22 protein-coding genes and 1 tRNA gene are annotated in these 24,534 nt (G+C 59.0%); 9 read left to right on the plus strand and 14 right to left on the minus strand.

Annotated features, from left to right (window positions below):
• Positions 1–104: 104 nt before the first annotated feature.
• Together G6L97_RS19120 and G6L97_RS19125 are read right to left on the minus strand one after the other, a co-directional pair.
• Positions 105–1,004: a helix-turn-helix transcriptional regulator gene (locus G6L97_RS19120; protein WP_174003579.1), complete on the minus strand. Its 900-nt coding sequence runs from the start codon at positions 1,002–1,004 to the stop codon at positions 105–107.
• 105 nt (positions 1,005–1,109) lie between these two features.
• Positions 1,110–1,556: an acetyltransferase gene (locus G6L97_RS19125; RefSeq protein WP_060642188.1), complete on the minus strand. Its 447-nt coding sequence runs from the start codon at positions 1,554–1,556 to the stop codon at positions 1,110–1,112.
• Positions 1,557–1,779: 223 nt separating this feature from the next.
• On the opposite strand from G6L97_RS19125, the gene bioB reads away from it, so the two are divergent.
• From bioB to G6L97_RS19150, 5 genes are read left to right on the plus strand one after another with little or no spacing between them, the layout of a single operon-like run.
• The gene (gene bioB, locus G6L97_RS19130) at positions 1,780–2,799 is read left to right on the plus strand and encodes a biotin synthase BioB (protein WP_060642189.1); all 1,020 of its coding nucleotides are present in this window, start codon (positions 1,780–1,782) and stop codon (positions 2,797–2,799) included.
• A complete protein-coding gene (locus G6L97_RS19135) occupies positions 2,796–3,938 on the plus strand; it encodes an 8-amino-7-oxononanoate synthase (protein WP_013762019.1) in 1,143 nt (380 codons plus the stop codon). The genes bioB and G6L97_RS19135 overlap by 4 nt, the downstream gene beginning before the upstream one ends.
• A complete protein-coding gene (gene bioD, locus G6L97_RS19140) occupies positions 3,935–4,573 on the plus strand; it encodes a dethiobiotin synthase (RefSeq protein WP_013762020.1) in 639 nt (212 codons plus the stop codon). Before G6L97_RS19135 ends, bioD begins: the two co-directional genes overlap by 4 nt.
• A complete protein-coding gene (locus G6L97_RS19145; RefSeq protein WP_174003582.1) occupies positions 4,570–5,883 on the plus strand; it encodes an adenosylmethionine--8-amino-7-oxononanoate transaminase in 1,314 nt (437 codons plus the stop codon). The genes bioD and G6L97_RS19145 overlap by 4 nt, the downstream gene beginning before the upstream one ends.
• Positions 5,884–5,885: 2 nt before the next feature.
• Positions 5,886–6,872, plus strand: a complete 987-nt coding sequence (locus tag G6L97_RS19150) for a beta-ketoacyl-ACP synthase III (RefSeq protein WP_060642192.1) — start codon at positions 5,886–5,888, stop codon at positions 6,870–6,872.
• A 122-nt stretch (positions 6,873–6,994) separates the two neighbouring features.
• Here G6L97_RS19150 and G6L97_RS19155 read toward each other — a convergent pair.
• A tRNA-Gln gene (locus G6L97_RS19155) sits at positions 6,995–7,068 on the minus strand.
• A 123-nt stretch (positions 7,069–7,191) separates the two neighbouring features.
• Positions 7,192–7,629 (minus strand): Lrp/AsnC family transcriptional regulator, encoded by a 438-nt coding sequence (locus G6L97_RS19160; RefSeq protein WP_004431612.1) that lies wholly within the window; start codon positions 7,627–7,629, stop codon positions 7,192–7,194.
• Between the two features lie 132 nt (positions 7,630–7,761).
• On the opposite strand from G6L97_RS19160, the gene rocF reads away from it, so the two are divergent.
• Complete coding sequence (rocF, locus tag G6L97_RS19165; RefSeq protein WP_060641890.1) at positions 7,762–8,682, plus strand: arginase; 921 nt, start codon at positions 7,762–7,764, stop codon at positions 8,680–8,682.
• Positions 8,683–8,695: 13 nt separating this feature from the next.
• On the plus strand, positions 8,696–9,751 hold the full coding sequence (locus tag G6L97_RS19170; RefSeq protein ID WP_065703355.1) for an ornithine cyclodeaminase: 1,056 nt from the start codon (positions 8,696–8,698) through the stop codon (positions 9,749–9,751).
• A 23-nt stretch (positions 9,752–9,774) separates the two neighbouring features.
• Here G6L97_RS19170 and G6L97_RS19175 read toward each other — a convergent pair whose 3' ends face one another.
• From G6L97_RS19175 to G6L97_RS19195, 5 genes are all read right to left on the minus strand, one after another.
• On the minus strand, positions 9,775–10,659 hold the full coding sequence (locus tag G6L97_RS19175; protein WP_060641926.1) for a DMT family transporter: 885 nt from the start codon (positions 10,657–10,659) through the stop codon (positions 9,775–9,777).
• Between the two features lie 264 nt (positions 10,660–10,923).
• Complete coding sequence (gene iolG, locus G6L97_RS19180) at positions 10,924–11,916, minus strand: inositol 2-dehydrogenase (protein WP_004431628.1); 993 nt, start codon at positions 11,914–11,916, stop codon at positions 10,924–10,926.
• Positions 11,917–12,148: 232 nt separating this feature from the next.
• A complete protein-coding gene (locus tag G6L97_RS19185; RefSeq protein WP_174003584.1) occupies positions 12,149–13,399 on the minus strand; it encodes an adenylate/guanylate cyclase domain-containing protein in 1,251 nt (416 codons plus the stop codon).
• A 224-nt stretch (positions 13,400–13,623) separates the two neighbouring features.
• Positions 13,624–13,854: a helix-turn-helix domain-containing protein gene (locus G6L97_RS19190; protein ID WP_004431634.1), complete on the minus strand. Its 231-nt coding sequence runs from the start codon at positions 13,852–13,854 to the stop codon at positions 13,624–13,626.
• Positions 13,855–14,111: 257 nt separating this feature from the next.
• Positions 14,112–15,227 (minus strand): RHE_PE00001 family protein, encoded by a 1,116-nt coding sequence (locus G6L97_RS19195; RefSeq protein ID WP_060641892.1) that lies wholly within the window; start codon positions 15,225–15,227, stop codon positions 14,112–14,114.
• Positions 15,228–15,449: 222 nt separating this feature from the next.
• Here G6L97_RS19195 and G6L97_RS19200 point away from each other — a divergent pair, with 222 nt between their 5' ends.
• Complete coding sequence (locus G6L97_RS19200) at positions 15,450–16,754, plus strand: MFS transporter (protein WP_004431639.1); 1,305 nt, start codon at positions 15,450–15,452, stop codon at positions 16,752–16,754.
• 61 nt (positions 16,755–16,815) lie between these two features.
• On the opposite strand, the gene G6L97_RS19205 is transcribed toward G6L97_RS19200, so the two are convergent.
• The 5 genes from G6L97_RS19205 to G6L97_RS19225 form a co-directional block, all read right to left on the minus strand.
• Positions 16,816–18,153, minus strand: coding sequence for a sensor histidine kinase (locus G6L97_RS19205; protein WP_035252629.1), 1,338 nt, complete (start codon positions 18,151–18,153; stop codon positions 16,816–16,818).
• A gap of 6 nt (positions 18,154–18,159) precedes the next feature.
• Positions 18,160–18,813: a response regulator transcription factor gene (locus tag G6L97_RS19210; protein WP_004431644.1), complete on the minus strand. Its 654-nt coding sequence runs from the start codon at positions 18,811–18,813 to the stop codon at positions 18,160–18,162.
• Between the two features lie 65 nt (positions 18,814–18,878).
• Positions 18,879–20,546, minus strand: coding sequence for a phosphoethanolamine transferase (locus G6L97_RS19215; RefSeq protein WP_174003587.1), 1,668 nt, complete (start codon positions 20,544–20,546; stop codon positions 18,879–18,881).
• Between the two features lie 198 nt (positions 20,547–20,744).
• Positions 20,745–21,008 carry a spike base protein, RCAP_Rcc01079 family gene (locus tag G6L97_RS19220; RefSeq protein WP_003508451.1) on the minus strand — a complete coding sequence of 88 codons (264 nt, stop codon included), beginning with the start codon at positions 21,006–21,008 and terminating at the stop codon, positions 20,745–20,747.
• Positions 21,009–21,272: 264 nt separating this feature from the next.
• Positions 21,273–22,187 (minus strand): LysR family transcriptional regulator, encoded by a 915-nt coding sequence (locus G6L97_RS19225; protein ID WP_004431656.1) that lies wholly within the window; start codon positions 22,185–22,187, stop codon positions 21,273–21,275.
• Positions 22,188–22,343: 156 nt separating this feature from the next.
• Here G6L97_RS19225 and G6L97_RS19230 point away from each other — a divergent pair, with 156 nt between their 5' ends.
• The gene (locus tag G6L97_RS19230) at positions 22,344–24,506 is read left to right on the plus strand and encodes a TonB-dependent siderophore receptor (RefSeq protein WP_004431660.1); all 2,163 of its coding nucleotides are present in this window, start codon (positions 22,344–22,346) and stop codon (positions 24,504–24,506) included.
• The last annotated feature ends 28 nt before the right edge of the window (positions 24,507–24,534 follow it).

The following is a 24,534-nucleotide window of genomic DNA, read 5'->3' on the forward strand; positions in this document are numbered from 1 at the left end:
GCCGGCACCATCCTCCTTGCGGAGTGTAATGAGGATTGGATGATCCATCGGCCTTACAGGGGTCGGGATGAGGCGTCTTCTCATTGCGCGCAGAGGTGACACTTTTAGGCCGTCGGCATGCCCGTGGCGCGGGCTTCGCCGGGCGTCATGCCATAGGTGCTGCTGAACACCCGGTAAAAGGTTGGAAGACTGTCGAAGCCGCAGCCATACGCGACCTGCGTGATTGGCAGGGCGGGAGATTCCAGCAGCAGGCGTCGCGCTTCCTCGATCCGCATGGAGGCGAGCGTGCGGGAAAAAGTCAGCTCTGCGCCATCGAAAACGACGTGCAGTTGCCGAAGCGAAATGCCCAGTTCCTTTGCCACTGCGGCAGGCGTGAGGTTCTGCCAGGACTTTTTGCGCATCATGATGTCCTGGGCCGCATAACAAAGCCCGGTGCGGAGTGCGGCGCGCACTTCCGGCATTGCAGGCGAAAGCCGTCCACGCGCCGTCATGGCTAATCGGGCGATATGTGTCACATCGCGCACGGGATCGATGAGCCTGCCGCGTTCGGCGTTCAGCGCGTTGAAGAGCGCCCGGAACGGCCGGGAGAAGGCGGTCTTGTCGGCGTAACGCGTGGCGAACAGGTCATCGGCCGGTCGGCCAAGCATGACTTCGTCGTCGACAGGGATCTTGAGCATCTTGTAGTGAAAATCCGCCTCACCGCCCGGTATCGCGTCATAGGGCAAGTCCGAATAGTTGATGGTGAAATCACCACCGCTGACGGCATGGATCCTGTCTCGGCCGGCATGCAGCAACCCCGAACCCTTCACCTGCAAGCCAATGCAGAGGCTGTCGCCGGCAATGCGGGCAATATCGGCTTCCGTGCGGTTGACCCGGTAAGAGGAAGCGCGCATTTCGCTTACGACGGCGCCTGCAACAGAGCGCGCCTGAAACGACCCGCTGAAGGCCTGGCGGCGATCCGGCGCAAGCTCAATCGTTACGCCAAACAGGCTTTTGCCGCGCACTTCGCGCCATTGGTCGAAGCGGTGCTCGGGCTGAAAATCCTCGGTTGCGAAACGGATGATGGTGTTCGTGGCTTGCTCCCCCCAGATGAGCCATGTCCCCGCGGCTTATTGTTCGGTTGCGCGAAACCCAAGATGGACGAGCGGATAGGGCCGTCCCTGCCCGTCGAGGTCGGAGCGTCCCGTCGGCTTGAAACCGAGCCGGCGATAAAAGCCCATGGCCTGCGTATTCTGTTCGTTGACATCGGTGGTCAGCGCGGGGTGTGTGGCAAGCGCTGCCTGCACGAGCGTCTTGCCGATGCCTCTGCCGTGATAATCCGGATCGATGAAAAGCGCTTCCATGTGCCCTTCATGCAAAAACATGAACCCGAGAGGCTTATCCGACGCATCGACGGCGAGCATCAAAGCGGCCTCGGGAAGAAAAGCCGTCACTTCTTTCTCGATTGCGGCGCGATCCGCTCTGTGAAGAAAGTCATGGGTAGCGTCTACGGCCTTACGCCATATTTCAAGGATGCGGGCCGTGTCGCGAGCGTTGGCGGGACGAAGTGTGATCATGCCTGACCCTTAGCAATTGCGGCGTTTTTGCGCCATGGATCTTTTTCGCAAGGCGTTTTCCCACCCGCTAAATCCCCGCAGCCAAACGGCGCAGTCTTATCCCGCATATTTCTTCGATCTCCGGTGCCTGACGTTTTTCTCGAAAAAAGTCCTTGCAAAAGGGTCCGATAAAAAAATAGATAAAAATAAGTTCTATCTATTTATTTGAAGGGAAGATCGCCGGATGAATCAGATTATCACGGAAATTGAACAAAATCAGGCGCAGATTCCCTCAATCAAAGCGGATCCTTCACTCGAAGAAGCAAAAATTATCTATAATTTACCATTTAATGACCTCCTGTTCCGGGCACAGCAGGTGCATCGTCGCCATTTCGATGCCAACGCCATCCAGATGAGCCGGCTTTTATCGATAAAGACCGGCGGCTGCCCGGAGGATTGTGGTTATTGCAGCCAGTCCGCCCGCAATCCAACAGGTCTGAAGGCTTCCAAACTCATGGAGGTGGAGCGAGTGCTGGCAGAGGCACGCAAGGCGAAAGAGGGCGGGGCGACGCGCTATTGCATGGGGGCGGCGTGGCGCAACCCTAAGGAGCGCGACATGGAGGCGGTGGTGGCAATGGTCCAAGGCGTCAAGGCGCTCGGCATGGAAACCTGCATGACACTCGGCATGCTGACGCCGGAACAATCCGAACGTCTCGCCCACGCCGGGCTAGATTACTACAATCACAATGTCGATACGTCGGAGCGGTTCTATTCGGAGATCATCACCACCCGCACCTTCGAAGATCGGCTGGAAACGCTTGCCAATGTTCGTGATGCCGGCATGAAGGTCTGCGCCGGCGGCATTCTCGGCATGGGAGAAACGGTCGAGGACCGTATTTCCATGCTGGTAACCCTTGCTAATCTGCCGGTTCCGCCGGAAAGCGTGCCGATCAACATGCTGATCCCGATCCCCGGCTCGAAGCTTGCCAAGGCCGCTCCGGTTGATCCGATCGATTTCGTCCGCACCATTGCGCTTGCGCGCATCCTCATGCCCCGTTCGCATGTGAGGCTTTCCGCCGGACGTACCGAAATGAGTGATGAGACGCAGGCGCTCTGTTTTCTGGCCGGGGCGAATTCCATCTTCGTCGGCGAGACGCTGCTGACGGCGGATAATCCGGGGGAAGATCACGATACGGCGCTGTTCCGGCGGCTGGGCCTGAAGCCGATGGCGTTGCAAACGGCGGAAGCGGGAGAGACCCGGTGAATTCGTCGGCGCTCTCCGCCTATGAGCTGAAGCTTGCCGGTCTGCACCGCAAGTCGCGCCTGCGGGCGCTAGCGCCCCGGCAGGGTATCGACTTCACCTCCAACGACTATCTCGGGCTTGCCGATGCACCCCGGCTGAAGGCGGCGATCACTGACGCAATCGAGAGGGGCGTGCCTGTGGGTGCAGGTGGTTCGCGGCTGCTTCGTGGCAACCATCCCGAACATGAGGCGCTTGAAACGGAGGCGGCGGTATTTTTCGGCGCTGAGAGGGCGATCTATTTCGGTAGCGGATTTGCCGCCAATGTCGCACTTTTTTCCGCGCTGCCGCTGCGGGACGACCTCGTTCTCTACGATGCGCTGATCCATGCCAGCGTGCATGACGGCATTGCCGCCGGCAAGGCGAAGGCGGTCGCTGTGCCGCATAATCAGGTTGAGGCATTCGAACGGGAAATAAACAGATGGCGGCAGGCGGGCGGCAAAGGTCGCCCGTGGATCGCGGTGGAGAGCCTCTATTCCATGGATGGTGACCGGGCGCCGGTTGCGGCCCTTGCCGACCTCGCCGGGCGACATGGCGGCTTTCTCGTCGTCGATGAGGCGCATGCCACCGGCGTGTTCGGGCCGGGCCGGCGCGGCCTGGCCGCTGAACTGGAAGGTCGGGGTAATGTCGTGGCGCTGCACACCTGCGGCAAGGCGCTTGGTCTTTCCGGCGCGCTTATCAGTCTGCCTGCGGTTCTTGCCGATTACCTCACCAACCGCGCCCGCGGTTTCATCTATTCGACCGCGCCGTCACCGCTGATGGCGGCGGCTGTGCGGGAGGCCTTGCGGATCGTCGCCGACGAGCCCTGGCGGCGCATCCGTCTGGAAGAACTGATAAATTTGGCCAGCGAACAATTACGATCCCGGCTGGGCGTGACGCCCGGCGGCTCGCAGATATTGCCGGTGATGATTGGTGACAATGCGCGTGCACTGAAGATCGCCACGCGTATGCGGGACGGCGGCTTCGACGTGCGCGCTATCCGCCCGCCAACGGTGCCGGAAGGCACGGCACGCCTGCGCATATCCATTACGCTCAATGTCGAGGAAAGCCAGATCGCCGATATGGTCGGGCTGCTCGCCCTCGCCATGGAGGAGGAACGATGAGCCTCCGTTTCATCGTCTCGGGCACCGATACGGGTATCGGTAAGACGGTTTTTTCTGCGGCGCTTACTCACGCATTGCAAGCCCATTACTGGAAGCCGGTGCAATCCGGGCTCGAGGAAGAGACCGACAGCGAGGTGGTGGAGCGGATGGGTGGCGTGCCGCGCGCGCGCATCCTGCCGGAGGCCTATCGCCTGAAAATGCCGGCCTCACCGCATCTTTCGGCCCGCTTCGACAATGTCACGATCGAGCCCGAGCTTTTGCTGCCGCCGGAAACGGATGGGCCGCTGGTGATCGAAGGGGCGGGCGGTCTGCTGGTGCCGCTGACCGACACATTGCTGTTTGTCGATATTTTCGCCCGCTGGCGAATTCCGCTGATCCTGTGCGCCAGAACCTCACTCGGCACCATCAACCACACGCTGCTGTCGCTCGAGGCGCTGCGGCTGAGAGCCATTCCGGTGCACGGCGTGGTCTTCATCGGTGATGAGAACCGGGAAAATCAGCGCATTATCGCCGATATCGGCCGAGTTCGCTCGCTTGGCCGCTTGCCTCGCATACCGGAGATGACTGCCGAGGCGCTGCACCATGCATTCGCTCAACAATTCGATCTCGCTGATTTCCTGGAGGTGCCGGCATGAGTCGTTCCCGCGTCTGGCATCCTTTTACCCAGCACGGGCTGGAACCGCCGATGAAACGCATCGTCTCGGCGGAGGGCGCCTATCTGGTCGATGAGGATGGCCAGCGGTTGTTCGATGCAATTTCATCCTGGTGGGTCATCACTCACGGCCACCGGCACTCGGCAATCATGTGCGCCATCCGCGCAGCGACCGAGACCTTCGACCAGATCATTTTCGCCGAGTTTTCGCACGAGCCGGCCGAAACGCTGGCCAAAGGGCTGATCGAACTCGCGCCTGCCGGCTTGGAACATGTGTTTTATTCCGATAGCGGTTCGACCTCGGTGGAAGTGGCGCTGAAAATGGCGCTCGGTTATTTTCACAATTGCGGTGAAAAGCGAGATCGCATCGTGGTCATGGAGCACGGCTACCACGGTGATACGATCGGCGCCATGTCGACGGGCGAACGCGGCGTGTTCAATGCTGCGTATGAACCACTGCTATTCGGCGTCGACCGACTTGCTTTTCCGGAAGCGGATTGTGAGCAGGAGACGCTCGACATGTTCGAAAGCTTTTGTCGTTCGGGCCGAGTCGCCGCCTTGCTGATCGAGCCGCTTGCTCTAGGTGCCGGTGGCATGAAGATTTACCGCGCGGACGTTCTCGCCGGACTGAAACAAATTGCCGAACGCTACGGTTGCCTTGTCATCGCCGACGAGGTGATGACGGGCTGGGGCCGGACAGGAACCATGTTCGCCTGCGAGCAGGCGGGAGTTTCCCCGGATATTCTGTGCACCTCCAAGGGGCTGACCGGCGGCTCCCTGCCGTTGGCAGCGACCTTGTGCAGTGGCGAAATCTTCGACGCTCACTTCTCGACCGATCGCCGCAAGACCTTTTTCCATTCGAGTTCCTACACCGCCAATCCGATTGCCTGCGCTGCCGCTGTCGCCAATCTGCAGGTTTGGCGGGATGAGCCAGTGGTGCAGCGCATCGGTCAACTGCAAGAAGTGCTGCGCGACAATCTCGGGCGATTTGCGGATGACAGGCGCTTCACCAACATACGCCAGATTGGAACCATCGCAGCGCTTGACCTCGTCGTGCCCTCCGGCGGTTATCTCGCGGAGGCGGGGCCACGCATGCGGCAATTGTTCCGCGAGCGCGGGCTCATCATCCGCCCGCTCGGCAATGTGCTCTATCTGATGCCGCCCTATTGTTCTACGGCGCAAGACCTCACCCGTGCCTTTGACGCCATGGACGAAGTGGCCTCGATCGTGACTGAAGCCGCTCCGGGAGAACCCGGCGCGGCCGCGATCAAAAACCGTCTCCGAAAGGCCTGACAATGCAGACCCGTTCTTCCCGCATGGCTGGCTTCGGGCATGCCGTGCCAGTGCGATGTGTCCGCAACGCGGAGATTGAGACGCGTCTTGGGCTGGAGGCTGGCTGGATAGAGCGTCGGACGGGGATCCGCACACGTTATTGGGCGCAAGAGGGCGAGACGCTGAGCGGCCTTGCCGAAAAAGCCGGCCGCATGGCACTGGAAAACGCGAAAATTGGCGCCGAGGATATCGCACTGACATTGCTTGCGACCTCCACACCAGACCATCTTTTGCCGCCTTCGGCCCCGCTGCTTGCGCACCGGTTGGGCCTCACACAATCCGGGGCGATCGATCTTGCCGGGGCCTGTTCCGGTTTTCTCTATGCGCTCACTCTTGCGGATGGTTTTGTCCGCACCCACGGCCGCGCGGTGCTGGTTGTTGCCGCCAATATCTTAAGCCGTCGTATCAATCCGGCGGAAAGGGCAACTGCGGTTCTGTTCGCCGATGCTGCCGGCGCCGTCGTGCTTGTCCCCTGCCGGGATGCGCAGCGCGGCCTTTTGTCTGCCGATCTCGTTTCGGATGGGAGCGGTTACGACCTGATCCAGATCGCGGCGGGCGGCAGCAGCCAGCCTTTTTCCAATGATACAGAGGCTGAAGATACCCTTATGACGATGCGGGACGGCCGCGAGGTCTTTTCCCGTGCGGTCGCCGCGATGACGCAGACCTCACAGCGCGCTCTGCAACGCGCAGAAATGACGGCTACCGATATCCACCGGTTCGTGCCGCATCAGGCCAATGCCCGCATGTTCGATGCCGTCTGCGGCAATATCGGCATCGACCGGCAAAAGACGGTACGTACAGTCGAAACCTTCGGCAACTCTTCTGCCGCCACTATTCCGCTTTCGCTTTCCGTTTCCAATGCTGAGCGGCCCATCGCGGAGGGTGAAACGCTGTTATTGACGGCGGCAGGGGCGGGGATGACTGGGGGGGCGGTGGTGTATCGAGGCTAGGCCAGCTGGATACGGAAATGTCTGAGTCGGATCGAGCCGCGCGTACAACGTTGGCAGATATAGGCAGAGCGCGGTGATGCAGCTCAAGTGCTCGAAACAGTTTGATTTTGTTTGGCGAAATTTGGCTGGGGAACCTGGACTCGAACCAAGATTAACGGAGTCAGAGTCCGTCGTTCTACCATTGAACTATTCCCCAAAAGCCTGAAGCGGGTTACCGCGTTCGCTTTGGTGGGTCGTCATATAGATGATTTCTTGCGAGGCGCAAGTCGAAAAAATCGAAAAATGCGTTTTCGTCGCTCTTTTGCGTCTGTCTCCTGCGTCAGAGCCGCGCACGGGTGGAGCGTGGGGTGGAGAGCAGAAGGCTGGTCTCGCTGCCGGTAATGCCAGGGACAAGGCGGATACGGCGGAGCACCGCGTCGAAATCGCTGAGAGTGGCGGCGTTAAGTTCTACGATCAGGTCCCAGCGACCGTTCGTGCTGTGAATTTCGGATATTTCCGGGAAACCGCCGAGCGTGCGGATGACGCGGTCCGTCACATGGCCTTCAATCTCGATCATCATGATGCCGCGGATCGCCGCCTCCACCGCATCGGCACGCAGGATGACGGTATAACCGATGATAGTCCCGTCATTTTCCATTTTTTCGATGCGTGAGCGTACCGTTGCGCGCGAGGTTTCCGTCTCGATCGCCAGATCGGAAATGCTGCGTCTGCCGTTATGCCTCAAAAGGGTCACGAGCCGTTCGTCGAGATCATCCATTGGTAGCCATTCTGATAAATAGATTTGACCAAATCGATAGCCTATTTCGATAATATTGCCAATATTTGATGTTCATTCCGCCATGTTTGTGTGGTTTAGTGAGGTTATCGGTTGATGAAAGCGAGGGCTCAAATGGATATCAGGCTGATCGGTGCGCCATTGCAAATCGGAGCCGGGCAATTGGGGTGTGAGATGGGGCCGAGTGCGTATCGCATCGCCGGTCTCACGCGGGCGCTCGAAGATCTGGGCCATCGGGTGGTCGATACCGGCAATGTAACGCCGGCGCCGCTGAGGGATTTTAGCCACCCCAATCCGGCGGTGCATCATCTCGCTGAGACAGTCGCCTGGACCGAGGCGCTGACGGAGGCCGCCTATCGCGAAAGTGCTGCCGCCGTTCCGATCTTTCTTGGCGGCGACCACGCAATTTCCGCGGGAACCGTCGCCGGCATGGCGCGGCGGGTGGCGGAGAGTGGCCGGCCGTTTTTCGTGCTCTGGCTCGATGCCCATACCGATTACCACACGCTTGAAACGACGCGCAGCGGTAACCTGCATGGCACGCCGGTCGCCTATTTCAGCGGTCGCGACGGATTTTCGGGTTACTTTCCGCCGCTCTCCCATGCGGTTCCTGAGGAAAATATCGGCATGATCGGCATCCGCAGCGTCGATCCAGCCGAGAGAGCCGCACTGGAAGACAGCGGCATCACCGTTCACGACATGCGCTCGATAGACGAGCATGGTGTCGCGGTTCTGCTGCGCGCGTTCCTTGCGCGGGTGCAGGCGGCAAACGGCCTGTTGCATGTCAGTCTCGATGTCGATTTCCTCGAACCGTCGATCGCGCCTGCGGTCGGCACCACGGTTCCGGGTGGGGCGACGTTCCGTGAGGCGCATCTGGTGATGGAGATGCTGCATGATAGCGGGCTTGTGTGCAGTCTCGATCTCGTGGAGCTTAACCCGTTTCTCGATGAGCGCGGCAGGACGGCGACGCTGATGGTCGACCTGGCTGCCAGCCTGATGGGCAAGCGGGTTATGGATCGCCCGACGCGGGCCGGCTGAGGGGGATGATGCAATGACGATTATACCGAACCTTAATATCGTACCTTTCGTCAGCGTCGATCATATGATGAAACTCGTGCTGCGCGTGGGGATCGATACGTTTCTGCGCGAGCTGGCCGACGTGGTGGAAGAGGATTTCCGCCGCTGGGAAAGTTTCGACAAGACGCCACGCATCGCATCGCATTCCCAAGAGGGCGTCATCGAGCTGATGCCGACCAGTGATGGAACGCTGTATGGCTTCAAATATGTGAACGGCCATCCGAAAAACATGAAGGAGGGCCGCCAGACGGTGACCGCCTTTGGGGTGCTTTCCGATGTCGGCAACGGCTATCCGCTGCTCCTGACCGAAATGACCATTCTGACGGCGCTGCGCACCGCTGCTACTTCGGCTGTCGCTGCAAAACACCTAGCCCGCAAAAATGCCCGCTCGATGGCCATCATCGGCAATGGCGCGCAGAGCGAGTTCCAGGCGCGGGCCTTCAAGGCCATTCTCGGCATCGACACGGTGCGGCTTTTCGATATCGACCGGACCGCCAGCGAAAAATGCGCCCGCAATCTTGCCGGGCAGGGCTTTACCATCGAAATTTGCGATAGTGCGCAGAGCGCGGTGGAAGGTGCTGATATCATCACCACCGTCACGGCTGACAAGCAATATGCGACGATCCTGACCGACAACATGGTTGGTCCTGGCATTCACATCAATGCCGTCGGCGGCGATTGTCCCGGCAAGACGGAACTGCACCGGGACATTCTGCTGCGGTCGGACATTTTTGTCGAATACCCACCGCAGACGCGCATCGAAGGTGAAATCCAGCAATTGCCCGAAGACTACCCCGTCACTGAGCTATGGCAGGTCATATCGGGTGAAAAGCAGGGACGGGTAAACGACAGGCAGATCACGCTGTTCGACAGCGTCGGTTTCGCGACCGAGGATTTTTCGGCGCTGCGTTATGTGCGCTCGAAACTGGCCGCCACCGGGCTTTATACGGAACTGGATCTGCTGGCCGATCCGGATGAGCCGCGCGACCTGTTTGGAATGCTGCTGCGTTGCGAGGCGGCTCTCGCCTGAGAGGACGTTCAACGGGAATGACGTCAGTCAGCCCGCCTGCGTTCCCTGCGGGCAACGGCATGTTCCCGCCAGATGGTGAAGAGACCGGCGGCGATCACGATTGCAGCACCCAGAACCATGTTGGATGTCACGACCTCGCCATAGATGGTGACGCCGATGATGGAGACGAGCACGAGCTGGTAATAGGAAAACGGCTGCACCGAGGCCGCATCCGCCAGCTCGAATGCCTTGATCAGGCAATAATGGCCGCTCATGCCGGTAATGCACAGCGCCAGCATCCAGCCCCAATCCTGGGGTGCGAGGCTAACCCAATAAAACGGACCCACCAGCGTCAGTGCTGCCGCACCGGCCACGCCGGTATAAAAGAAGCTCGTCATCGCTGAATCGCTCTTGCTGCCAAGGCGGGTCAGGACGCTGTAGAGCGCAAGCATGAAGGCGGCGATGAAAGTGATCAGCAGGCGGTTGTCGAACTCTTCGCCGTCAGGTTTCAGAATGACGAGAACGCCGATGAAGCCGACAAAAATAGCGCACCAGCGCCGCCAGCCCACATGTTCGCCAAGCAACGGCACGGACAGTGCGGCGACGATCAGCGGCGCCGAAGCGAGGATGGAGTGGCTGTGCGCCAGCCCGACAACGGCGAAGGAGAAAATGGAAAAAACAATCTGCACGGCAAGAAGGACGCCGCGGCTGATCTGCAGCCACGGACGGTTTGCCATGACAGCGCCCCGAATGCCGCCAGAGGACCTTGCAGCCATCAACAAAACGAAGACGGCGAAGGCCCAGTATCGAAGCATTGCGACGAAGACGGGCGGATAAGAACTGCCAAGATGTTTGGATATGCCATCCTGCGCTGCAAAGATCGTGAATGCTATGAGCGCATAAAGATAACCGGTCTTGGGTGATGGCATAAATAAACCACTGTCCGGCTGTTGCCGGCAAAAAGAGGATTCGGCGTGAATAAGGTGAACAGCAGCCATATGGTCTGGCCGCATCTTGTCAGACAACCTTATTTTCCGAATAGCTGCCATGCAAGTCCGAAGACTGCCTCTGCCCGGTCAAGTTCACGGGTGGCGCCGATGCTGGCGAAAGCTTTGCGAATAGCTGTTTTCCTGTCCGCCATGCGTTAACGCACCGCGGACAGGATGTCGGTTACGGAGTGATTTCTGCGTCGATCAGCCGATCGTCACGGCCGCCTTCGAGGTGACGGATTTCAGCGCAGCGTCGGCCAGTTTCAATGCGATCAGCCCATCCTTGATGGAGGGTGACGGAGCCACATTGTTTTCGATGCAATCGATGAAAGCGGTAATTTCCGCCGCGTAGGCCGCCGTATAACGCGTCATGAAGAAATCATGCAGCGGCGGGCGGGTGTAGCCCTCAGCATTGGCGATCTCGATGGAGACCGGCCGCTGGTTCTCGGCCGCAGCCGAACCGAGCGAACCATGCACTTCGATACGCTGGTCATACCCATAGGTCGCGCGTCGCGAATTCGAAATGCTGGCTTGCCTGCCGCTTTTCGTCGTCAGAATGATGCTGGCGCTATCGAAATCGCCGAGTGCACCGATCTCCGGATTGACGAGAACGGAACCGGTGGCGAATACGCTTTCCACTTCCTCGCCGAGCAGGAACCGCGCCATGTCGAAATCATGAATAGTCATGTCACGGAAAATGCCGCCGGAAACCTTGATATATTCGGCTGGCGGCGGGCCGGGATCGCGGCTGGTGATGGTCACCATTTCGACCTTGCCGATGCGGCCATCCTCGATTGCCTTGTGCACGGCCTGGAAATGCGGATCGAAACGCCGGTTGAAACCGAGCATCACCTTTGCACCGGTTTCCTCAACCACCTTGGCGCAGGCTTCCGCACGGGCCACATCCAGATCGACGGGTTTTTCGCAGAAGATGGCCTTGCCGGCACGGGCGAAACGCTCGATCAGATCGGCATGGGTGTTGGTCGGAGTGCAGATGATGACGGCATCGATCGTCTTGTCAGCCAGAACCTCGTCGATTGTGCTGACCTTGCACTGCGCTTCGCGGGCGATTGCTTCCGCAGCACCGGCAACGGCGTCCACAACGGCCACCAGCTTCGCACGGCTGTCGGTGGTGATCGCCTTGGCGTGGACCTTGCCGATCCGTCCAGCGCCGAGCAGTGCCAATTTCGTAACCATCTTTCCTCCGGTTCCTCACACCCGTCTTCCACTCCCGGAAAGACAGAATATGAACGCAAACAATGTTTCGATATGGAATATATGTTCTATTTTGCTAGATCGACATCGGAGGCGTGTCAAGCGTTTTGACGACGGGCAGGGCAGCCGAAATGATCTCTTCGGGAGGTTGCGCAGCACGGGTGAGCGCTGCGTTGAGAAAGCGTTGAAACGGGGACAAAATCACCACCGGCAGTCAGTTGACAGAGGGTGCGACGACCTCTTGTTGGGGAAGCGCATAAACCTCGACCGGGGTTTCAAGGCCGCGCAGAAGCCATGGGCCAAGATTGTCCAGCTTGTCCTCATGTCCGGCCATACGGACGAATTCTTCGGAAAACAGGACGTTGCGGCCGGTTTCCTTGGTCAGGGTTTCAAGCCGTGATGCGATGTTTACGGCCGGGCCGATGACGGTAAAATCGAGGCGGGTTTTCGAGCCGATATTGCCATACATGACATCGCCGACATGGACGCCGATGCCGTAACCCAGAGGGTCATGGCCTTTCTGGCAATTGATGTCGTTGAGGGCAACGAGACTTTTCTGTGCGCTGGCAATGGCTTTCAGCAGGTTTTCACAAGCCTGCGGATCGCTGAGCGGGAAAATCGCCAGCAGCCCATCGCCCATGAATTTCAGGATTTCACCACCGAATTCCTCGATCGGATCGCACATCGCGTCGAAATAACCGTTCAGCAATTCGATCACATCATCGCGCGGCCAGAGGTCGGAAATATGGGTGAAGTTGCGCAGGTCGCAGATCAGGATCGCCGCGCCGACCGTTATGCCGCTGCCGCGCGTCGTTGCACCATTGAGGATTTTTTCGCCCGCATGCGGCCCGACATAGGTCTCCAGCAGGGTGCGCGTCATGCGGTTTTTCAGGCGAATTTCGCTGACCAGCGCGAGCGCCGGTAGCAGGTTTTTCAACGCAAGGACTTCCGCTTCCAAAAAGCCACCGGGCCGATCGCTGGAAAAAGTGGCGACATGGCGCTTGCCGAACGTATGTTCGATCGGCCAGGCGAAATAATCCGTCAGCCCGTCGGCGCGCAATTGCTCATAGATCGGATAAGCGGATGGCTCGATTTCGTCTCCGGTCAGGCGGTGGCGGATTTCGGTTGCGCCCTGATGGATGTCGTTGATGGGACTGTTCAGATATTCGGGCGAGCTCTCCGCCCCATAGCCATAGGTGGTGATCTCGGCCGACGATATGCCGGCCTTCCACAGGATGCGCGCGCCAAGCCATTGCGGGTGACGAATGCGGAAGGCAAGTGCGCCCCGCGCTATGGAAATTCCACTCTCGCGCAACCTGCTACACAGCTCGAAGAATATCTCATCGATAAAGCGCTCGTCCTTCGTGCCGGTGACGAGCCAGTCGAGAATTTCCGTTTTCTCCGTTGGCCACAATTCATCCAATGCTGAAGAAACCCGTTCTTCGGTTTTAAGGCTGAGTGTCATGGCAGGATTCCGGAAATTATTGGTGCTCTCGCGCAGGCGGGCCACATGGCGAACATGTCCCGTGCGGACATCATGTGGTGCCGGATAACGGAAATGTTAAGAGAGCGGAGCGGAAAATGTTCCGGAGAGACTTGTAGCGTTCAAACCGTTACGCGCGCCGCCCGGATGTTGCGTGAACATCGTCCCCGGCGGCGCTGAGATTTGGTTCGGATCGTTGTGAACGATCAGATAACGGTTTCGACTGGAATATGCAGGGCGGCGGCAACGCGCCTGATGCGCAGAGGATCGCTGTCTGAGCCGTCTTCCAGGGCGCGGATTTCATTGGCTGTCAGGCCGCAGGTGATGGCAAGCTGATCGACCGTATATCCGGCGAGATTGCGCGCCATCAGGACTTTTCGGGCGAAAGGAGCATCTGTTTCCTGATCGGAATCGAGTTGTGAGACTGAAATTGTCATTTTTTGCATCTCCCTCATGGTGGACACTTTAATGCGGATGGCAAAGAAAGGTTGCCGGAGCCGAATGCGACCGCGTTACCGGAGAAAAATCGTGTTGCAACGCAGCGAGAACATAGCCGCTTCATCCACCTACGCAATAGTTAAATTTTGTTAAGATTCGTGATCGCAGGATTCCTGCGGGATTCATCGCACGAACAAGGGGTTGAGAAAAATACTATTTTTCCGGGGTTTAGGCGGATGAAGACTGGCGGCTTGTGCTACAGCATGCCCCAGGCACGGAAGCGGCCGCGGCCCGTAACCTCCCTCAACTCCAGTTGATTGGCGAGCCCTATCGCGCCCTGCGGCGTGGTGCCGAGTTCCCTGACGATCATGGCCGCCGAAACCACCGGCCGGGAGACGACAAGCTCCACCAGGTCTGGAAGACGCGAAGACGAGCGTCGGCCGGCCAGCTTGCGCATCATGCGTTCTCTGGCGTGGGTCAGCCTGTCATGTTCCTTCATGCTGGCCAGCGCCGCCTCGTAAAAGCTGTCGAGAAGGGCGACTAGGCGTTGCGTCTGGTTTCTGGCGTGCCGGCGCTCGCGCGGGACGGCACGAAGACCAGCGCTGAGCGCCGGCAGGTGGTCGGGAGAGACAGCCCCGTCGCGCAGAAAAGCGGCGGCCATGAGCCTGCCGAGCCAGGGGCTGCGTTGCAGAACCTCGATCATATTCCAGGCATCCAGCAGGATCGCGGTGCGCAGGATTGGGGGCAGCTCCTCCGTCTGGCCAAGGACCTGCCGCCATTCCTTCAGCCTTTCCTCCTCGTCCCAGTCGGGATCGTTGATCATCGGATGGGCCTCTTCCCGATGTGTCACCGGCGCAAGGGTGGTGCCGGCGGTGATCGCGTCCAAGGTCGCGGCGCTTCGCGCCAGAAGTGCGTCCAGCTCGGAAAAGGCCCCGTCCAGCGGTGTTTCGCCTTCTGCATCAGACTCTTCGTTGCCGGAATGATCCACCGTTTCCGGGGTAAATGCCGTCTCGTCGGCGGCAATTCCCATTCTTCCGCGCAGACGGGAAAGGCCTGGTGCAGTGAAGGCCCAGCCTGGCGCGTTTGAAAAAATCAGCCGCCTTGAGCGGACGATCCGGTGCGCCGCCGTCATTTCATGGGTTGGCGCCCGCACATCCATATGGGCGTCATGCAGGACCAGATCTTCCATATGGACGAGTTCGCCATCCACCCACATGGAGGAAATCGCGTCGGTAAAGTCCTGCCTTTCGATGAAGCCGTGTTTCATCGGCGACCGGCTTATCCTCTCGTCCAGTCGTGCCAGCGCTTCACCCGCGCGCGCGGCGGGGATTAGAAGCTTTTCGATATGGATGTCCGATGTATCGTAAATCATTGATATTTTTTAGTTTGAGCACGGCCGGGTGACAAGGCGGATTAGAATGGTCCGGCGCGGAAGATGGCGAGTAGACGCTGCCATTGCCATGCTGCGATGCGGCGTAAACTTGCGCATTGCAATATGGCGGGTATATACCCCCTCCGAGAGCGACAAATTATCACACCTTCCGTTCGCCCTTCCACCTCCAGGCGAGATGAATTGGAGTTTACCGTGAATATTATGGCAAATGGTCCCGCTACGGCACCGGATCAGAAAACCCGTTTGAAATCCATTATCGGCGGATCGGCGGGCAACCTCGTCGAATGGTACGACTGGTACGTTTATTCGGCCTTCACCCTTTATTTCGCGCCGGTGTTTTTCCCTTCCGGAAACCAGACCGCTGAATTGCTGAGCGCGGCCGCCGTTTTTGCCGTCGGATTTCTGATGCGGCCCATCGGTGCGTGGTTCATGGGAACCTATGCCGACCGCAAGGGCCGCAAGGCCGGCCTGACCTTGTCCGTTACCTTGATGTGCCTCGGCTCGCTGTTGATCGCAATTACACCCGGCCACGAGACGATCGGCATTGCAGCGCCTGCCATTCTGGTGTTTGCCCGCCTGCTGCAGGGCATCAGCGTCGGCGGTGAATATGGCGCCAGCGCGACCTATCTCAGCGAAATGGCCGGCAAGAACCGTCGCGGCTTTTTCTCCAGTTTCCAGTATGTGACGCTGATTTCCGGCCAGCTTCTGGCGCTGGCGGTGTTGCTGGTTCTGCAGCGGGTTCTGACACCCGAGCAGCTCGGCGCTTGGGGCTGGCGCATTCCCTTCTTCATCGGTGGCGTTCTTGCAATTGCGGTGTTTTACATCCGTCGCGGCCTTGCCGAGACGCAGTCCTTTGAAAATGCCAAGGCGGGCAACGCGGACAAGCCGAAATCGAGCGGATGGGCGCTGTTCAAGCACTATCCGCGGGAAGCGATGATGGTCATGGCGCTGACATCAGGCGGCACGCTCGCCTTTTACGCCTACACGACCTATCTGCAGAAATTCCTCGTCAATACCTCCGGCTTCAGCAAGGAAAGCGCGACCGAAATCACCACGGCAGCCCTCTTCGTCTTCATGCTGTGCCAGCCGATTGCCGGTGCGCTGTCGGACAAGGTGGGTCGCAAGCCGCTGATGGTCGGCTTCGGCATTCTTGGAACGCTGTTCACCTATCTCATCTTCACGACGCTGGCGACGACAACCGACCCGATCATGGCTTTCGCTCTCGTTCTGGTCGGCCTGTTGATCGTCACCGGCTACACTTCCATCAATGCGGTGGTGAAGGCGGAAATGTTCCCCGCCCACATCCGGGCGCTTGGTGTGGCTCTGCCCTACGCGCTGGCGAACACGATTTTCGGTGGAACGGCAGAATTCGTAGCCTTGAAGTTCAAGCAGATCGGCCACGAAAACTGGTTCTTCTGGTACGTTACGATCATGATTGCGCTGTCGCTGGTAGTTTATGTGAAGATGCGCGATACGCGCGACCATAGTCATATTCACGAGGATTGAGCGGCCACAATTATACCAGCGAAAGCCCCGCCCCCTGGCGGGGCTTTTGTTTTCAGCGGATTCAGGCGTCTTCGACCGGAAGCACGATGCGGGCCTCAAAACCGTCCTGTCTGCCGGGTGCAGGGGAGGATAGCACGAGTTCGCCGCCAATCTGTTCCATCAGGCTTCTGACGATAGCGAGGCCAAGCCCGGTGCCATCAGCCTTGGACGGGCCTCGGACAAAGCGCGTCGTCAGTTTGGGAAGAAGCGCTTTGTCGATCGCCGCGCCGGAATTGACGACGCGGATCGTGCCGTTCTCTTCGGCCAGTATGTGCACCGGGCTTTCCGGCGGACTGTGGATCAGGGCGTTTTCGAGAAGGTTGCGGATGATGATGCCGAAGGCATCCGTGCCCAGCTTGCAGTTCAGGCCGCCTTCGCAGCGATTGGTGAAGCGGATGCGCGACGTGCCGATCGCCGTTCTGCTCATATCGTCGATGATGAGCTCGAGAATGGGGATGAGGTCGGTCGCCGTGTCTGTTACCCCGATCCTTGCTTCCGCGCGCGACATCTGCAGCAGTTTTTCGGCGAGATGGCCGAGATGCATCAGGGCTTTCTCGATATTTTCCACGCGCGGTGCAAGTTCAGGCGGAATATCGGCGTGCAGCCGCTGCGCCTGCGCCAGCGCGCCGGCAATCGGCGTGCGCAATTCATGGGCGCTGTTGGCGGTAAACTCCCTTTCCGCTTCGATTGTCGATCGCAGCCGCCTCAGCAGCAGATTGACCGAGCGGGCAATCGGGTGAAGTTCAGCCGGAAACGGCAGGGTTTCCAGCGGCGCGAGATTGCCGCCGTCTTTTTTCCCGATCTCGTCGCGCAAGGTCTGTATCGGTTGCAGGGTTTTGCGCACCACAAAGATAACGGCAAAGATGCTGGCGGGGATAAGAATGAGAACGGGCAGCAAAATTGCAGTGCCGGCTTCCTCGATTGCCTCACGCCGGTTTGCGAAGGCATCTGCGACCTGAAGGAAGTAATTCCCGTCCGGTGTCGCCACCGTGTAGATGCGCTGGGTCGCCGTTTCAGAAAAACCTGGGTCGAGAGAGACCTCGAAAGGTTCGGTCGAACTGTCATGCGAATGAAGGACGACCTGTCCTTCCCGGTCGCGAACCTGATAGGTCAGATATTCCGCCGCATGTGCAGACTGGTTGAGTTTTTGCGAGGCGGGACCCGTGTTGTTTTCCCTGAGATCGTCCACCAGCAGTGGCAGCAGTCTTTCGGCTGTTTCCTCAACGCCAGCGTCGAAAATTTCAGCGAACTCGTCCTGCATCACCATGACGCCCAACCCGCAGGCGATAAACCAGGATATGGCGACAACGCTCGTCAGCGCCGTGACGAGCTTGCGGGTCATGCTGGTTGGTCTGGCCATTTCTGTCTACCTGATGGTGTAGCCGACGCCGCGCACGGTCTCGACGCGGTCATGGCCGATCTTCTTGCGCAGCCGGCTGATATAGACCTCGACCGTATTGCTTTCTATTTCCGCGCCGAATTCATAGAGCGTGTCGTGCAGTTGAGATTTAGAGACGACCGCACCGGGATGCTCGACCAGCTTTTCCAGCACGGCCCATTCTCTGGCGCTGAGCGTTTGCGCTGTTCCGTCAACGACGATATTGCGCGCCACCTGGTTGATTTCGATGCCGGGCAGGCGAATGACGGGGGCGGAGCGCCCCTCGTACCGCCGCGAGACCGCCAGCATGCGTGCCGAAAGCTCGTTGAGATCGAAGGGCTTGACCAGATAGTCGTCCGCACCGGCATTCAGTCCGGCAATCCGGTCGGACACCTGGTCGTGCGCCGTCAGAATGATCACCGGCGTCGAGTCATCGCGGTTGCGCAGTGATTGCAAAAGGGTGATGCCATCGCCATCCGGCAGCCGCATGTCGAGCAGGATGAGCCCGTAGGCCATGGTCAGCGTCGCCGCCGTGGCGTCGTCGAGCAACTTAAACCAGTCGACGGCGTGGCCTGCCGCGGCGACATGGTCTCGCAGCGCCTCTCCCAGCACATGATCGTCTTCAACAAGCAGAACCCGCAAGACAGCTCCTTTATCGCGTCGTCTTGCGTATCGCTTTCACGGGATAAGCGTCAAGCACTGTATGTTCAGCTATTCTGGCGCTGGGTGCAGCCGCCGAACACGTCCTGCGCGGAATCGTAGACGGAGGTGGAGACGTTCATCATTCCAAGGATACTGTGGAAATAATTGTCGTGCGAGCGCCCGCCCTTTGCTGCGCCTTTTGCAAGGCATGCGCGATCCAGCCCCATTGATTTGGCGAAATCATCATCGAACCAGACGAGAAACGGCACATGGGTCTGCTGGTCGGGTGCCAGCAGATAGGGTGCGCCGTGAAGATAGACGCCGTTCTCGCCAAGCGATTCACCATGGTCCGAGGCGTAGATCATCCCCGTTGCCAGCGTGTTGGAGCGTGCCTTCAGCTTGTCGATCACGGTCGACAGGAAATGATCGGTGTAGAGAAGCGTGTTGTCATAGGAATTCACGATTTGCGCGTCCGTGCAATTGCCAAGCTCAGCGGTTCGACAGTCCGGGGTGAACTTCCGGAATTCGTCGGTGTAACGCAGATAGTAGGTCGGCCCATGGCTGCCCATCTGGTGCAACACGATGACACTGTCCTTCTTGACGTTGTCGAGCCATGCGTCGAGCTTGTCGAAGAAGATATCGTCGCGGCATTCTCCGCCGGTGCAGAAGCGGGTGTCGTTGGTGGAAGGCAGGTCGAAAAAGGGAATGCGGTCGGCCACGTTCTTGCTGCCGGTGTTGTTGTCCAGCCAGGTTGCACCGACACCGGCATGGACAAGAACATCCATGACGTTCTCGTTGGCGAGCGCCTTGTTGTGGCTATACTCAGAACGCGGGAATTTCGAGAACATGCAGGGAATGGAAATCGCCGTCGCAGTGCCGCAGCTGGTTGTATTAGGGAAATAGATCACGTCGCGCTTTGCCAGTTCCGGGTTTGTGTCGCGCCCATAGCCGTTCAGGGAAAAGTTCGCGGCGCGCGCGGTCTCACCAGCCACGATGACGGTGATACGTGGCTTGTGGATGCCACCCAGCGCCGGCAGGATTTTCGCATCCTTGCCGATCGGGCTCACCTGTATGTCAGCTTCCTTTTCCGCCTGCGTCAGATAGTGAATGGTGGATATGATCGGCGACAAGGGATTGACGCTTTTGACGATATCCTTGTGCTGGCGCACGGCGGTGGTGAATGTTTTGGAATTCGCAAAGCTGATGATGCCGGCAACGGTGAGGCAGATCAGGATGCTGACGGTGTTCCACAGCAGCTTGTCGATGATCGGCCGATGCCGAACCCGGACGGCGGCGATGACGAGCGACGGCACCAGCCCATAGATGGTCAGATGCCAGAAAAGGCCAGGTGTCATCAGATTGCCCGCTTCCACCCGCGTGGTCTCCACGGCGTTGCGGATCATGTCGCTGTCGATGATGATGCCGTAGCGGTCCATGAACCATGAAGCCGCCGCGGCCGCGAATACCAGCAAGATAAGAAACGGCTTGATGAGATATTTGGCGGAAAAAATGGTGATGAGCGCGCCGAAAAGCGCCGCTATGGCGACATAAAGCCCAACGATGGCGACCGGATAGGCGGAAAGATAGGTGTGAACCTTCGACCAGAACGTCTGGTTTGTAAAAAACAGCAGATAGGCTCCCGTCAGCAGACAGAGCGGCACGCTGCCTATTTCCGGACGATACGTTATTGTTCCCGTCGCTTTCGCGGTAAAAAGAGCCACTGCCAGATCCACCAGATTTCCGATAGGCCGGCGGCAACGAAAAAGGGGCGGGAACGCCGCTGTCCAAGCTGCCGCATGGGCCGATCAATGGCGGATGCTTCATTTTGCTGACATCAACCTGAAAGCTTGTCATGAAAGTGTCACACTCCTTGGTGGGCTTCTGGCGAGGGCTGCGTTTCAGATCGAGGAGATCAGCCGGCGATGGAGCGCTCAATTGAGCCCCAGAATGCCTGTGGCGGTGGTGCGGGTTGCAAATATGCGGGTGGCCCTGACCGGCAGCAGGCTGCCTGCGGGCAGGTTCTGGAAGGTCACCGTCGCGCCAGAAAGCAGGGTCAGGCAGAGATGACCACCATTGCCCACATAGATGGCGCGCGTGGGGGAAGGAAGCGGGTTCGTATCATCAGGAACAACCTCGAAAGCATGGGATGCCGGGGATTCGAGGCCTGCGGCGTGGTGTTCGTAAGTCTCAGCCATTGCTGTCTCCCGTAAATCGAAATCTGCCGCGATTATACGGTGCGCCGCGGCTGCGGGGAAAAGCGGGAACAGAAAATATCCGGACGGGATTTAGGCCTTGCTTCCGGTTTGCCGAAAAGAGCGCCATTCTTTCCGTAATCTCATGTGGTTGCGTCGCTTGGCCTGTTGCCACCGATGCCGCGGAAACGGACGATGACGGGTTTTTCGTCCACGGGATCGGCAGCCGGGTCGTGGATATTCAGCGCATGGGCGGGTGCGGTCGCGTCAATTGCGGGTATGGAGAATGAAGGCCCTGACGGCGGGAGAGGCTTCCGTTTTCCGGTGGGCGATGGCGAGGTCGGAAGTCGTGGCGCTTGCTGCAAGCGGCACGTAGCGCACGCCGGGCAACCGCAGACAATCGAGCGAGCGCGGCACCAGCGCCACACCGAGGCCGATCGCCACCATGCTGGTAATGGTGGTGTAATCCCGGCCTTCCGGGCTTATCGTTGGCTGGAACCCGGCCTCGTTGCAGGCTTCTATCGTATTGTAATGAAAGCCGACATCCGGCGGCTGCCGCGGTGTGATGAAGGTCTCGTCGGCAAGGTTCTTGAGGTCGACCTGCAGCGCAAAGGCCAGGGGATGGTTTTCAGGAAGTGCGGCCACCAGCGGTTCGCGCAGAACCACATGGGTTGTGACACCTTCCGGAACGGGCGCAGGCGGGCGGATGAAGGCAAAATCCAGATTTCCGTCGGCGATCTTGGCGAGTTGCAGCCGCATCTCCATCTCGATCAGTTGCAGTTCCACATCGGGATGAGAGGCGCGGAAACTGGCGATGGACTGGATCATCAGGCCGGAATAGGCGGCCGAAGCGACATAACCGATGGAGATGCGGCCCGTCTCGCCGCGATCGACGCGTTTAAGCGCCGCAAGTGTCGCCTCGGCATTGGCGAGAATTTTGCGGGCATCCTCATAAAGAAGCTGGCCAGGCGTGGTGAGCTTCACCGATCGCCGTGTCCGGTCAAGCAACGGCATGCCGACGATCTGCTCGAGCGCCATGATCTGCTGGCTCAGACCCGGCTGGGCAATGCCGAGGCGGGCGGCGGCGCGCTCGAAATTGCGCTCATCCACCAGCGTGGTGAAATAGCGCAGGTGCCGCAGCTCGAACGCGTCCGCCCGGTTTGCCGGTTTCCTGCCCATCATCACTGCCTTTCCTGACGGATTTGAATAATTCCAAGCTATTATCCGTAAGAATTTTCATAATCAGTAGTTCTGAAAAAATCCAGTTTCACTTATTGGATCACAATCCGCTCCTTGCGTAATAAGATGACTTAAATTCTCCAGAAAAATAACCGTCTCATGGCGGCGCGGTTGATGAAGGGTCTTGGCGTGCAGGGAAAATCTAAACACATTTCCATTCTGGCGGGCGGTTGCGCTGCCATCGCCTATGTGGCGTTCGTGACCTCCGGCGTTGCCCTTGCGCAGGAAGCCGGAACGACGGTGCTGCAGACCATCACCGTGGACGGCGCGAAAAATCAGGACTCCAAGGCGCCGGTGAAGGGCTATGTGGCAAAAACCAGCGCCAGCGCCACCAAGACGGGGCGATCCCTGATCGAGACGCCGCAATCGGTTTCCGTCATCACCAGGGATCAAATGGATGCGCAGAATGTCCGTAATCTCAGCGAGGTGCTGAATTATGTGCCTGGCGTCGTCGCGCAGCCGTTTGGGGCGGATCCACGTTTCGATGCGCCGCGCATTCGCGGCTTTCAGGGTAACCAGCTGCAGTTCCTCAACAGTCTGCGGCTGATGCGCACGGCCGGTGCGCCGTCTTATGAGGTCTACGGTCTGGAGCGGGTGGAAGTCATTCGCGGGCCGGCCTCGGTGCTTTACGGTCAGGGTAATCCCGGTGGCCTCATCAATCTCATCAGCAAGCGGCCGACTTTCGAGCGTTTCGGCGAAGTCGGAGCGCAGATCGGCAGCTTCGATTATTACCAATCGATGTTCGATATTGGTGGGCCGGTCGCGGATAGCGACAGTTTTGCCTATCGCCTGACCGGCCTTGCCCGCAACGCCCATCTTCAGACGGACAATCTGCAGAACGATCGTTATTTCATCGCCCCGGCGCTGACATGGCAGCCCGACGAGGATACGAAACTGACGGTTCTCGCCTCCTATCAGCACGACAATCCGAGTTCGCCGTCTGGCCTGCCGCCGGCGCTGACCTATCTGAGACCAGGCAATATGCTGGACCGCAGCTTTTATGTCGGCGATCCCTCTTTCGATACCTCAAGCCGCAAGTTCACTAATATCGGCTATGAGTTCGAGCACCGTTTCGACGAGACCTTCACCTTCCGGCAGAATGCGCGTTATTCCAATTTCGACTGGTCCTACCGCGCGCTCGGCATGTCTTCGACCAGCGGCGGCATGATCGGCAATCTCATCCGCCGCAATGCGACGTTCCAGGATGAATTGCTGAACACCTTCAACATCGACAACAGCCTGCAGGCGGAGTTCTCCACGGGACCAGTCGACCACACCCTGCTTGTCGGGCTGGATTACCGCTATTTCGACAATAACGTCAAAACCGAATTCTGGGCCGCAACGCCGCTCAATCCCGTCAATCCTGTTTATGGCGGGCCAATTAGTCTCACCTCGCGCACGCTTTATGCCGATGTGAAGACGGATATTTCCCAGATCGGTCTTTATGCGCAGGACGAGATGGCCTTTGAGAACTGGCGGGTCACCGCCGGTCTGCGGCAGGATTGGGCAAGCACCGGCGGCACGACGTTCAACGGAACGACCTACCGCACTCTCGACAAGGACGACCATAAGCTGACGGGCCGTGTCGGGGTCAGCTATCTCTTCGATGGCGGCATCGCGCCGTATGTCAGCTACGCGACCTCCTTCGAGCCCGTGCCGCAGCCGGCTGTCGGTGATGCGCCGAAACCGACCACGGGCGAACAATGGGAAGCGGGCATCAAATATCAGCCCGAGGGCTTTGACGGTTTCTTTTCCGCGGCGATCTACGATCTGAAACAGAAGAACGTCACGACGACGGTGGGCGGGGTGACGCAGCAGATGGACGAGGCGCATGTGAGAGGCCTCGAACTGGAAGGCGTCGCAAGCCTTGCAGACGGGCTCGACCTGCGGGCGGCCTATACCTACATGGACAGCGAGGTCTCCGGCCGTGTGAACAACGGCAAGGAGCTGGATAGTACGCCCCGGCACGCCGCCAGCCTCTGGCTCGACTACACCTTCCCGGAAGATACGGCGCTTGAAGGTTTCGGCATCGGCGGCGGTGTCCGTTATGTCGGAAAACGTTATGGCGATGCGGCCAATGCCTTCGAAATGAAGGGCCTCGCCCTGCTCGATCTCGGCGTGCATTACGAGAAGAACGGCTACCGCGCCTCGCTTCTGGTGCAAAACTTGACTGATAAAGAATATATTTCTAGTTGCTCCACTTTCGGATGCTATTACGGTGACGGCAGAACCGTTATGGGCAAGCTGACCTACCGTTGGTAACGCCATATTAAAGTGAAGCAGCAGGGGC

This window comes from Agrobacterium tumefaciens (assembly GCF_013318015.2).
Taxonomy (GTDB): Bacteria; Pseudomonadota; Alphaproteobacteria; order Rhizobiales; family Rhizobiaceae; genus Agrobacterium; species Agrobacterium tumefaciens.

What these genes read in the sequence shown, in the direction of transcription:
- G6L97_RS19125 (WP_060642188.1), bottom strand. Translation starts at nt 1,556, where the DNA reads ATGATCACACTTCGTCCCGCCAACGCTCGCGACACGGCCCGCATCCTT.
- bioB (WP_060642189.1), top strand. Translation starts at nt 1,780, where the DNA reads ATGAATCAGATTATCACGGAAATTGAACAAAATCAGGCGCAGATTCCC.
- bioD (WP_013762020.1), top strand. Translation starts at nt 3,935, where the DNA reads ATGAGCCTCCGTTTCATCGTCTCGGGCACCGATACGGGTATCGGTAAG.
- G6L97_RS19145 (WP_174003582.1), top strand. Translation starts at nt 4,570, where the DNA reads ATGAGTCGTTCCCGCGTCTGGCATCCTTTTACCCAGCACGGGCTGGAA.
- G6L97_RS19150 (WP_060642192.1), top strand. Translation starts at nt 5,886, where the DNA reads ATGCAGACCCGTTCTTCCCGCATGGCTGGCTTCGGGCATGCCGTGCCA.
- G6L97_RS19160 (WP_004431612.1), bottom strand. Translation starts at nt 7,629, where the DNA reads ATGGATGATCTCGACGAACGGCTCGTGACCCTTTTGAGGCATAACGGC.
- rocF (WP_060641890.1), top strand. Translation starts at nt 7,762, where the DNA reads ATGGATATCAGGCTGATCGGTGCGCCATTGCAAATCGGAGCCGGGCAA.
- G6L97_RS19170 (WP_065703355.1), top strand. Translation starts at nt 8,696, where the DNA reads ATGACGATTATACCGAACCTTAATATCGTACCTTTCGTCAGCGTCGAT.
- G6L97_RS19175 (WP_060641926.1), bottom strand. Translation starts at nt 10,659, where the DNA reads ATGCCATCACCCAAGACCGGTTATCTTTATGCGCTCATAGCATTCACG.
- iolG (WP_004431628.1), bottom strand. Translation starts at nt 11,916, where the DNA reads ATGGTTACGAAATTGGCACTGCTCGGCGCTGGACGGATCGGCAAGGTC.
- G6L97_RS19185 (WP_174003584.1), bottom strand. Translation starts at nt 13,399, where the DNA reads ATGACACTCAGCCTTAAAACCGAAGAACGGGTTTCTTCAGCATTGGAT.
- G6L97_RS19190 (WP_004431634.1), bottom strand. Translation starts at nt 13,854, where the DNA reads ATGACAATTTCAGTCTCACAACTCGATTCCGATCAGGAAACAGATGCT.
- G6L97_RS19195 (WP_060641892.1), bottom strand. Translation starts at nt 15,227, where the DNA reads ATGATTTACGATACATCGGACATCCATATCGAAAAGCTTCTAATCCCC.
- G6L97_RS19200 (WP_004431639.1), top strand. Translation starts at nt 15,450, where the DNA reads ATGGCAAATGGTCCCGCTACGGCACCGGATCAGAAAACCCGTTTGAAA.
- G6L97_RS19205 (WP_035252629.1), bottom strand. Translation starts at nt 18,153, where the DNA reads ATGGCCAGACCAACCAGCATGACCCGCAAGCTCGTCACGGCGCTGACG.
- G6L97_RS19220 (WP_003508451.1), bottom strand. Translation starts at nt 21,008, where the DNA reads ATGGCTGAGACTTACGAACACCACGCCGCAGGCCTCGAATCCCCGGCA.
- G6L97_RS19225 (WP_004431656.1), bottom strand. Translation starts at nt 22,187, where the DNA reads ATGATGGGCAGGAAACCGGCAAACCGGGCGGACGCGTTCGAGCTGCGG.
- G6L97_RS19230 (WP_004431660.1), top strand. Translation starts at nt 22,344, where the DNA reads ATGGCGGCGCGGTTGATGAAGGGTCTTGGCGTGCAGGGAAAATCTAAA.